Raw genomic sequence first — 10,023 nt, forward strand, 5'->3', positions numbered from 1 at the left:
CTGATAACTGATAACTGATAACTGATAACTGATAACTGATAACTGATAACTGATAACTGATAACTGATAACTGATAACTGATAACTGATAACTGATAACTGATAACTGATAAGCTGTACTGAATTTAAACTGCGTAGGGGAATTTTTAGTACAAATGCTCAAAATTCCTCTCCCTGCTCCCTTCTTCGGTGCAGTCTTAACGAGTAATTTAGATAGGGTTTACTGATGATTTTTCCAGAAAAATCAAGAGAGCCATCTTTTTTCTAACCATGCCAGGACACTTTTAACATCCGCCACTTTTTCTCCTTCAGGTACAGGTGGACGTTGTATCATTACCACGATTATTCCCAACTCTCTAGCGGCGATAATTTTGGCGTAAGTGGCATCACCGCCGCTATTTTTACTCACGATCGCCCCAATCTTATATTCTTGTAAAAGAGAGCGCTCTGACTGTAAGGAAAAAGGCCCCCGTGCCAACAATAATTTTCCAACCGGTACGATGGCATCCGCTGCCGGTGGGTCGATCATCCGCATCAAAAACCAGATATTTTTTAAATGTGCATAACTTGCCAGTTCTTGCCGACCAATAGTGAGAAATATCCGCAGCGCTAACCCTGGTAAAATATTCGCCGCTGCTTGATTGTTTTCTACTTCAATCCAATTATCTCCAGATACTTTTTCCCAAGCTGGACGACTTAAGATTAATCGAGGAATACCACAATCCGAGGCGGCTTGAGCGGCATTAAAGGAAATTTGTGCGGCAAAGGGATGGGTGGCATCAATTAAACAATCAATGCGTTCTTGACGCAGATAATTGGCTAACCCAGTGGCACCACCAAACCCCCCCCTGCGAGAAGGAGTTGTGAGAGTAATCGGTTCTCTCGTGCGACCGGCCAAAGAAGCGATGGCATCTATACCCGGAATTGCCGCAATTTTAGCCGCTAATGCCGCCGCTTCCCCCGTTCCCCCTAAAATCAGCACTTTTTTATTTTTAGTCATCTAGCAATTGCCAAAAGGTTAACTAATTTTCCATCTTCCTATCTTCCCTTGCAAAGGAAGGAGATTTGACGGGGTTAGCTTCTCGCCTGAAGAAACTCTCTACTGGCGCTTAGAAATTAGTTGAATCGAAACATCTGATCGGTTGATTGGGTTGGTTGGTGGCAAAATTTTGCCGGGGTTTTCAACCCAAATTTTCGATAAAGGTGAAGTATAATCTGACTGGGAATCGTCTCCTGTCTCTCCTATCCCCAACCCGAAAACCTTATACCTCACCATTAAGATAACTGCTCTAAAAAAATAGCAAACTAAGAAAATTTTTCCTTTGCTACTTTTGCCGTGAACAACTATGTTAAAGAAAGTCAATTATCTGCGATCGCTATCCTGTTTCCTCGCTATAATCCTCTGGAGTAGTCCTCTAGGGATTAACCCTAGCCTCGCGGTCAATAATAACTGTCAACTGTCCGAATCGGAAATCAAACAACAAGAAAATCTGCGTCAAACTTCCCCCCAAGAATATAACATTTTATTGCAGAAATATGCTGAACAATTGCGCTTTTGTCGTTCCCGACACTGGTTACAGGAACAGGCGATCTGGTTACGTCTCTACTCCTGTGATACCCGTCCCGGATCGATAGAAAGTATCCTCGATCGCATCGTGGCCAAAGGTTATAATACAGTTTATCTGGAAGTTTTTGCCGATGGTCAAGTCTTATTACCTCCTAACAATAATCCCACCGTTTGGGATAGCGTCATTAAAAATCCGGGTGCGGGAAATGTGGATTTATTAGCACAGGCGATCGAACAGGGACATAAACGCGGTTTAAAGGTTTATGCTTGGTTATTTAGCCTCAATTTTGGCTATGCTTATAGCTTAAAACCCGAGCGACAGGAGGTGTTAGCACGCAATGGTAAAGGACAGGATAGCACCTCTTTTGTCGATGATCGATCCCAAACTTTTGTCGATCCCTACAGTAATCAAGCGCGACAGGATTATTTAATTCTCCTAGAAGCCATTTTACAACGTCGTCCCGATGGAGTTTTATTTGATTATATTCGCTATCCCAGAGGAACAGGAGTCGATTCCGTGGCTGATAATGTCCAAGATTTATGGATTTTTAGTCCGGCATCCCGACAAGCTTTAATTAATCGAGGATTGAATAATAAGGGCAAATTTTTAATCGATCGCTATCTGACTCGCGGCAAAATTTCCCCCCATGATATCGTCGAAGCCGATCGCCTTTATCCCCAAGAAACCGCCCCTCTTTGGCAGGGTAGAATCCCCTTAGAAGAGGAGATGAAACAATCAGTTAAAAGTCGTTTTGATCGCCTCAAATTAGAACTTTGGTTCCTAGCGGTTGCCCATGCTGCCCAGGGTGTAATTGATTATATTAGTTATTTTTCCGCCCTAGTGGAACGTCAGGGAATTCCCGCCGGGGCAGTGTTTTTTCCCGATGGGAATCGTCTTGTGGGTAATCAAGGTTTTGATTCCCGGTTACAAGCTTGGGATAGTTTTCCCCCTTCCCTAGAATGGCATCCCATGTCCTACGCTAATTGTAACGATACTACCTGTGTGGTTAATCAGATCAAAAGAGTAGTGGCAAGCAGGGGAAATCAAACTGCTGTTATCCCAGCTTTAGCGGGTTTATGGGGACAACCCTATAACAATCGTCCCTCCTTAGAAGTGCAAATGGAAGCGATTCGCCTAGCTTTTCCCAGCATAGATAGTATCAGTCATTTTGCTTTTTCTTGGCAAGAACCACAATTCGATCGAGCCAGAAGATTTTGTCATAAGTAACCGCATTTACACCTCCACTTTCACTTCCTCTGTCTCTGTTTTTTCCTGTGGTGGGGGAACTATCAAAGGCGGCAGTTCTGGTTCGGCGGTGTTGAGAGTCGGCGTAATATCGACGTAGTTAATCACCGCCCCTAAAATTTTCACTTCCGCTTCTGTTAACTGGTCAGTTGCTTCACTCAAGAGACTAGAACGAGTTATCGCCTGGCGCGTTACCAGAATAATCCCGTCCGCTAGTTCTTCTAAGAGCAGCGCATCATTACAGCTAGACAGAGAAGGAGTATCCACAATCACCAGATCGAAACGGCCGCGAGAATCTTTGAGAATTAATTGTAATTCGCTCGATTCAATGATAGCTGCCGCTTGTTTTTGCGGACCGGGACTAGGCAAAATGGAAAGGTTTTCTATATTTGGGGCCAGCCGGATCGATTTACTTTTTGCCCCGTAGTAAAGTAGGGGTTCTCGGAAAGAATTGGGATCGGGAGTGACTCCGATTTCTTCGGACTTAGAAAGACTTCTCAGATCTCCTTCGACTAACAGAGTCCGTCGGCCCGCTAAAGCCGCGGCGATGGCCAGATTATAGGCAGTGGCGGTTTTCCCCTCTCCGCCAGTAATGCTGGTGACAACAACCACTTTCACCGTTTCGCCGCCGCCAACAAGTCGCAGGGTACTGCGTAAACGTTCGTAGTAGGGGAGATAATTGGCATTAGCATCGGCGAGAATCGGATCGATTTCCTCGCCCTCTAAATTCCGGACAATGGGCAATTGTCCCAAGAGTAGTATATCCCGACTAACCAAAGCTTCCCGCAATTCTTGGGGACTGTGCAGGCGATCATCGATCACTGCTAACAGGAGAATCGTACCCAATCCGGCTAAAGTTCCCAAACCAGCACCCACCAAGAGAATCAAGGTACGATTCTTGCGGTTAAACACCTGTTCGATCGCTTGAGCAACTGGCGGTTGGGCGACGGTGAGACTACCCACGGTTTCCGCTTCTGCAGCCTGAGCATCCACCAGAGCATTGAGAATATTCTCGTAGATACCCCGTTGAAAGGCGACGGCTTGGGTTAAACGAGCTTGCTGTAGCTGTTTATCGGGGAATTTCTCGTATTGGGAGCGTAATTGCTGTTCCTGAGTCACTAAGGATTCTAATTGTTTCATTAAACCCTCGCGCTGGGTTTGCAGGGTGACTAATTGAGCCGCTAGTTGTTGACGGGTGGCATCGAGATTACTTTGCTGACGGATGCGACTGCTGGGAAGATCGGTAAGGACACCATCTTTTCCGATCACCTCGACGGCTCTTTTTTGTAAGAGAGATTCGTTAACTTGCTGTTGTTTGCGTAATTTAACTACGGTGGGATGTTCGGGGCGTAAATCCTTCTGTAGTCGCTCCAATTGGGTTTCCGTGTCCAATATCTGCGCTCGGATACTGGCAATAATCGGGTCGGCACTAAGGGCCGAGGAGGTGTAAGCTTGATCGGGGGTTAAATCGAGTTGTTTACTCAGACTATTAATCTGTCCTTGAATACCTTGCAGTTCTAGGCGAATTTCTCGCTGTTGCTGTTGACTACTGGTGATCGCGGTGAATAAACTCCCATCTTGAATCGCCAATAAATCTGAACCCTGGGTACTAATGTAGCGATAAAACTTTTCTTCGGCTCTGGTTAAATCTTTTTGGACTTCGTTAAGTCGGACACTGAGAGCTTCTATGCGGGCCCGTAACTGGGAAGTATTCAGCCAGCGACTGTATTCCACCATTTCCTTCATCAAGGTTTCGAGAATTAACTCCGCCTTGGCCTGGGAGTCGGCCGTTAACTCTAAAAGTATCTCTTGGGGTTGGTCGGTTCCTGTAGACCGATTGCTATTATTTTTTTGTCCCTCCGCTTCACCGGGGAAGGTGATTTTCAAATCTCGATCGCGAATTTTAACGATCTGTTCCTGATTAAATTGCAATTTTTTGGCGGCATTGAGCAATACCCGGGGAGATAGCAGTAAATCGCGGTCAATAGCCCGCCCTTGTTCTTGCAGTTGGGTTCCTGTACTGGTAAAAGCTGGCGGCGGCACCCGGTAGGCCAATTGTCCCACCGCCCGATAAAAGGTGGGGGGTTTCTCAGGATCGGGTAGGAGAGCAAAGATCACAGAACCGCCTAAACAGACGAGGAAGACGAATATTCCCACAAATTTGTTCTGATCTAGCGAGATGAGAAATCGTTTAACAATTGGTAGAGCCATAGCTTTTTAATATATTCCCAGATTCTTTACATTTTAGCGGTCAAGAGTGATTCTCGCCCTTGAAATCCTAGCTGATGAAGTTGTGTTAAGGAGTGAAGGGAGCAAGTTGCCCCTCAATTATTGGAAGTTATTGAATTGATTGCCAAAGTCGAGAATTGTATTGGTAAAACTGGAAATATCCCGAATGGGTTGGGTAATAATATTAAAAGCGGCGAAAATTTCCCCTAATAGGGTGCGGGTGACAATAATTACGTCTTGATCTTCTAGGGGAACATTTTGGGATATATCTCCCCTAACTGCCGCTATCGGACTCAAAGTTTGACTAACAATTCCCCCTTTGGCACTGTCAAAACGGAGCAGGGACACTTCATTGACATTAATCCGCAGGCGATCGGAAACTGGTAAACTAGCCACCACATCGAGGAAGGTACTGCCACTGGGAATCGAAACATTTCTCAGGGAAATTCCCGAAGGAAGTGAGGGAGCTAAAACCCTGATGGTGATATTCTGCTGGGCGAGGGTGGTTCTAGCCACCAGTGTGCGATTATATCCCGTTTCTTGGCCTACTTCTAGCTTGGAAACAATCACGGCATCGCCCCCTTGCAGACGCATATCTGGCAAGCGTTCCCCTTTAATTAAGGGAGTATAAAGGTCAAGTTTCTCCTCTAATACTGTACCATCGACTAAAACCCGACGGACAACGATCGAACGCAGATCGGCTCTGGGAGTGCCACCCCCCGCCGCCAAAAGTACCTGCGCTAGGGGAGTATTAGGAGCGATACTATAAAACCCCGGTCGCTGTACCTCTCCCAGAATGGTTAACTGGATGGGACGGGCAGTGGTTAAAACAGCAATCACTTCCGGTTCCTCCCGCAAGTATTTTCGCCCCAATTCGAGGCGGATTTTAGTTTGTACTTCGTCTAAAGTCAAGCCCCGCACAGGAATACGCCCTAAAATCGGCACCAGAAAATTACCATCGGGATCCACCGGCCCCGTGGAATTAAATTCGGGAAAATCGGGAACCGAGACACTAATTTGATCGCCGATATCGAGTCGATAGGTCTGAATTTGTCGGGATTGGCGATTATTGGGAGAGTAAACCGGTGGACTGTAGCCAGTAGGGGGAATCGTGTTTTCGGGAAAGGTGGGATTAGGGGGTTGGGGGGGCAAAAATTCCAACCCGGCTCCGGGTTGAGTCTGGGGTATGGACAAAGGACCCTGGGCCTTGAGTCTCTCGGAGTGAATTACCCATAAGAACCCTGTCAGACTCAACCCTGATAAGGCTATAGCCCCGGTTCTGAATAAACTAACTGGCAAAAACTTGTTGAGCATTGCTGGAATCATACAGATATATCAATTTATTTTCTGAGAGTTATCTAGTGGGAGAGGAACAAAGAAGCTATTAAGGACTAGAAAAGTGCCTTGAGCTAGTTTTTTTTAAACAGATAGTTGGGAGCAGAAAAACTACTTTTCTTTTTTGGTCTCAGGCAGAGAAGTTAATTGACTTAAGACATTTTGTTCTAAGTTACTTTGAACTTCCTTGGCGAGATTGAGAGCAAAGGGAGTGAGAGTTTGCAGTTCTTTCGTCGGTTCTAAGGGAATCACCAAGGAAACGGCTATCCAGGGTACTCTCTGTCCTTTTAATTGCGCCCATTGGTCAAGCCAATACCACACCGAGGGATCGTAATGACCACCACCTAGCCAAGCATACCATTGCACCACGGCAAAGGTGTTTTGTGTCCAGGCACGATAGAATCTAGCCGTGGCCTTTCCTCCCGACTGGGTGGGGATTAATAGCTCGGTTGTTTCCTCCTGATTCCAACGACTAATCGAAGTGATATCTGACCATTCTAATCCTGGTTGATTTTTATAGTATATCTGTGGCTTTAAAAGCACGGTGCTCCTCTTGCCTTCAGGACTTTCCACCACTTGTACCGACCATTTTCCCTCACCGATTTTTCCTTGCTGCTGGTCGATGGTTTTCAGGTCAGAGAACTTGATTCCCGATTCTTGTAGGGCCAGCATTTTCTGCATATTACTGATTCTCGGTTGATCCACCCAAGACCACTGGCCAGAAATTAAATTGGGCAGGATACCCCCTAAAATCAATAGCAGCAGCAGGCACAACAGCAGTAAATAATTACCCGGTAGCTTTTTTTTGAGTTTATCTAACACTAAAGTTACCTCGGCTGGAATTTTTTGACTAATCATCCTGGTTAACTTCCTCTTGAGCTAGGGACTTTTTCTTAACCGCCTCGCGATACTGCATGATTTGGAAGACCAAAAGGATCAGTAATAACATAAAGACCGAGTATAAATCACCCCCCCAGCTATCGTGGAGTAATTTGAAGTTTTCGTCCTGTCCTGTGCCGTGAAACCAAGCTAAAAGCGCGTTACGAATAATATTAGCCCCGACACTAATTCCAAAGGCACTGAGGAGCATAAAGCGGGTTTTACGACCGTTTTCGATAGTATCAGTCCAATGGAGCAGCAGCAGCGTGACGTAAAGACTGGTAAATAACATTTTCAGCCCCGCACAGTAGGGAGCGACTTCCACTATCCTACCTTCTACCGCTACATAGATACCGTCAACGGAGGCATCTAAGCCTGCTTGCTGGAGAATAAAACCAGCGCAAGCGGCAATAAAAACCTGTAGGGGTAGGGTATAGGGAGCAATCAGGTAGGGGATAGGATTAGGAGTTGCTAAGGCTGTTAAAAGTAGGGGAAATCCCTGTAATTTAAAACCTTCTGTTCCTTTTAACCAGAGACAGATTCCCGCTAAAATAATCGGAAAAGACATACTAACCCAAAGGGAGGAACCGAGGAGATAAAAAATCGCTCCTAGGGTTAACAAAAACGCTCCGAGGGGGTGGGAGCGATCTTCGAGGCGTTGCCATTTTTTGCGATTCTGCCAGACAATATAGGCGGCGTAGGGAAGGCCAATCAAGCCGTGGCTAAAGTATTCGTGTTCGATGCTGATCGATTTATTCAGCCAACCATCGTACCAGTGAAAGATCACCGGACCATAGATAACCGCCAAGAAACCGATAATCAGCCAAGATTGCCGATTTTTGTGGGAGACGGGGGACAAGGAAGGACTAACACCCATAGGACGGAGCGATTTAGTGACAAATTCTGAATTTATGTTACCCGATGATCGCAGTGATCTGTTCAACAACGATGTCAATCTGCTCCTCGCTGATGCCGGGGTACATGGGGAGAGAGACAATTTCTTTACAGAGAGTCTCTGCATTAGGAAAGTCTCCCTGTTGATAACCCAGGTAGCGATAGGCCGGTTGCAGATGACAAGGAATCGGATAATGAATGCCGGTTTGAATACCGACGGCAGTTAATTTTTCTTGTAGTTGTTGGCGATCAACGGGACAATGGGGGAGAATGCGAATAACGTAGAGATGATAGACATGACCAGTCTCGGTTTCGTCTCGTACGGGTAAAATGCCTTTATCGGCTAAAGGAGCCAAAAGCCTGTCGTATTGTCTTGCCGCTCGATGACGGGAGCGATTCCAGCTTTCCAGATGGGGTAATTTAATGTTTAAAATGGCGGCTTGTATGCTATCCAAACGGCTATTAGTGCCGATATCGGTGTGGAAATACTTGCTCGGTGCGCCATAATTTCTTAAACTGCGGGCTTTTTGGCTAATTTCGGGATCATTGCTCACTAACATTCCGCCATTGCCAAAAGCACCCAAATTTTTACTGGGATAAAAACTAAACCCGGCCGCTACACCGACACTGCCGGCGCGATAACCTTCTCTACTGGCTAAATGGGCCTGGGCCGCATCTTCAAAGATAATCAGATTATAGCTGCGGGCAAAATCCTCTAATTGTTGGGGTGATACCATCTGTCCGTACAGGTGTACGGGTAGAATGGCGCGGGTGTTGGGGGTAATTCTTTGAGCAGCCGCCGCGAGGTCAATTAGGGCCGTATCGAGGTGACAATCAACTAAAATCGGTTTGGCCCCCGCTTGCACAACACCCATAAGGGTAGCGACAAAGGTATTAGCGGGGACTAGCACTTCATCCCCAGCACCGATGCCGTAAGCTTGTAAAGCCAGGGTAAGAGCAGCAGTGCCAGAAGCTACTCCCACAGCATACTCGACTCCGCAAGCTTGGGCAAAGGCGGTTTCAAATTCGGCTAAAGCTTGGCCTAAAACAAAATCTCCCCGGTCGATAACTGTTTGGATTGCCTCGGTAATTTTTGCTTGTAGGGGCTGATTTTGCCAAGTTAAATCCACAAAGGGAACTTTGATTAAACTGAAATTCATCTAGTGCTTGTTTATGGAGATATTATTAAGTGTCAACAGACTAGCATGGATTTGAGCGAGTTGGCTAGATTCCTATTCAGGGGATTTGGTCTTGACTTGGCCAAAAGAATCAAGTTGACTGCCTAGCTATTTATTTTTGCCGCCAAACTTTGAAGATAATTCCTAGGCAGAGGAGAATATAAGCAGAAGTTAATAAACCGTTCCAGTATAAAAAGCGAAAACTCAAGGTTTGGTCGCTGAAAGTAGCCCCAGTCCAGAGGAAAGTGTAAAAAAGTAGCCATCCTAGCGTTAAATTCAAGGATAAGCGACTAATTTGCCTTTCTTTTCCCTTTCCTTCCCCTCGATACCATGTCCAAGCGGAGGGAATCACCCCTAGAAAGGGAATTAGATATAACATTAATTGCAGTCGCTCTAATTTGCGATCGCCGAAAGGATCGTGATTAATCATGGTATTTGTCCGATAGAACTGGTTATTTTGACATCCTCACCGCCGTAAACGGACGGTGATTCCCAAACCTCACGATTTAGGTTTCTGCTTCTTTCCCTTGCGGGGTTTCGCACCTGCCTTAACAGATTTACTCTGTTAAGGTCTTATGGTCGCTCTACAGACTGACACCGCAAGTCCTGCGGCCAAAATATTTTTACTGGCGTTAATATCTCGGTCATGGTGCGTCCCACAGTTCGGACAATCCCATTCTCGAATATTTAACGGCA

At 46.0% G+C, this 10,023-nt stretch carries 8 protein-coding genes and 1 pseudogene; 1 reads left to right on the forward strand and 8 read right to left on the reverse strand.

The window, feature by feature from the left end:
* Window positions 1-243: 243 nt before the first annotated feature.
* On the reverse strand, window positions 244-999 hold the full coding sequence (locus IM319_RS19520) for a cobalt-precorrin-6A reductase (protein ID WP_286826315.1): 756 nt from the start codon (window positions 997-999) through the stop codon (window positions 244-246).
* 346 nt (window positions 1,000-1,345) lie between these two features.
* Between IM319_RS19520 and IM319_RS19525 the strand changes: the two genes are divergently transcribed.
* Entirely contained in the window at window positions 1,346-2,794 is a 1,449-nt protein-coding gene (locus IM319_RS19525; protein ID WP_287687189.1) for a family 10 glycosylhydrolase, read from the forward strand.
* Between the two features lie 6 nt (window positions 2,795-2,800).
* Here the strand turns inward: IM319_RS19525 and IM319_RS19530 are convergent, their stop codons facing one another.
* The 7 genes and pseudogenes from IM319_RS19530 to IM319_RS19560 all read right to left on the reverse strand — a co-directional run.
* On the reverse strand, window positions 2,801-5,023 hold the full coding sequence (locus tag IM319_RS19530; protein WP_287736627.1) for a GumC family protein: 2,223 nt from the start codon (window positions 5,021-5,023) through the stop codon (window positions 2,801-2,803).
* 117 nt (window positions 5,024-5,140) lie between these two features.
* Window positions 5,141-6,355, reverse strand: a complete 1,215-nt coding sequence (locus IM319_RS19535) for a polysaccharide biosynthesis/export family protein (RefSeq protein WP_287736628.1) — start codon at window positions 6,353-6,355, stop codon at window positions 5,141-5,143.
* A 132-nt stretch (window positions 6,356-6,487) separates the two neighbouring features.
* Window positions 6,488-7,234 carry a cyanoexosortase B system-associated protein gene (locus tag IM319_RS19540; RefSeq protein ID WP_287736629.1) on the reverse strand — a complete coding sequence of 249 codons (747 nt, stop codon included), beginning with the start codon at window positions 7,232-7,234 and terminating at the stop codon, window positions 6,488-6,490.
* On the reverse strand, window positions 7,227-8,132 hold the full coding sequence (gene crtB, locus IM319_RS19545; RefSeq protein WP_287736630.1) for a cyanoexosortase B: 906 nt from the start codon (window positions 8,130-8,132) through the stop codon (window positions 7,227-7,229). The genes IM319_RS19540 and crtB overlap by 8 nt, the downstream gene beginning before the upstream one ends.
* Before the next feature lie 37 nt (window positions 8,133-8,169).
* Window positions 8,170-9,309, reverse strand: coding sequence for a DegT/DnrJ/EryC1/StrS family aminotransferase (locus tag IM319_RS19550; protein WP_287736631.1), 1,140 nt, complete (start codon window positions 9,307-9,309; stop codon window positions 8,170-8,172).
* Between the two features lie 130 nt (window positions 9,310-9,439).
* Window positions 9,440-9,757: a hypothetical protein gene (locus IM319_RS19555; protein ID WP_149985400.1), complete on the reverse strand. Its 318-nt coding sequence runs from the start codon at window positions 9,755-9,757 to the stop codon at window positions 9,440-9,442.
* A 69-nt stretch (window positions 9,758-9,826) separates the two neighbouring features.
* Window positions 9,827-10,023, reverse strand: a pseudogene (locus IM319_RS19560) (zinc ribbon domain-containing protein); the annotation flags it as partial.

It is taken from the genome of Microcystis sp. M113S1 (genome assembly GCF_020246945.1).
GTDB lineage: Bacteria > Cyanobacteriota > Cyanobacteriia > Cyanobacteriales > Microcystaceae > Microcystis.

Bases quoted from the DNA above. Each gene is read 5' to 3' on its own strand.
- IM319_RS19535 (WP_287736628.1), bottom strand. From the start codon at position 6,355: ATGCTCAACAAGTTTTTGCCAGTTAGTTTATTCAGAACCGGGGCTATA.
- IM319_RS19520 (WP_286826315.1), bottom strand. From the start codon at position 999: ATGACTAAAAATAAAAAAGTGCTGATTTTAGGGGGAACGGGGGAAGCG.
- crtB (WP_287736630.1), bottom strand. From the start codon at position 8,132: ATGGGTGTTAGTCCTTCCTTGTCCCCCGTCTCCCACAAAAATCGGCAA.
- IM319_RS19540 (WP_287736629.1), bottom strand. From the start codon at position 7,234: ATGATTAGTCAAAAAATTCCAGCCGAGGTAACTTTAGTGTTAGATAAA.
- IM319_RS19555 (WP_149985400.1), bottom strand. From the start codon at position 9,757: ATGATTAATCACGATCCTTTCGGCGATCGCAAATTAGAGCGACTGCAA.
- IM319_RS19525 (WP_287687189.1), top strand. From the start codon at position 1,346: ATGTTAAAGAAAGTCAATTATCTGCGATCGCTATCCTGTTTCCTCGCT.
- IM319_RS19530 (WP_287736627.1), bottom strand. From the start codon at position 5,023: ATGGCTCTACCAATTGTTAAACGATTTCTCATCTCGCTAGATCAGAAC.
- IM319_RS19550 (WP_287736631.1), bottom strand. From the start codon at position 9,309: ATGAATTTCAGTTTAATCAAAGTTCCCTTTGTGGATTTAACTTGGCAA.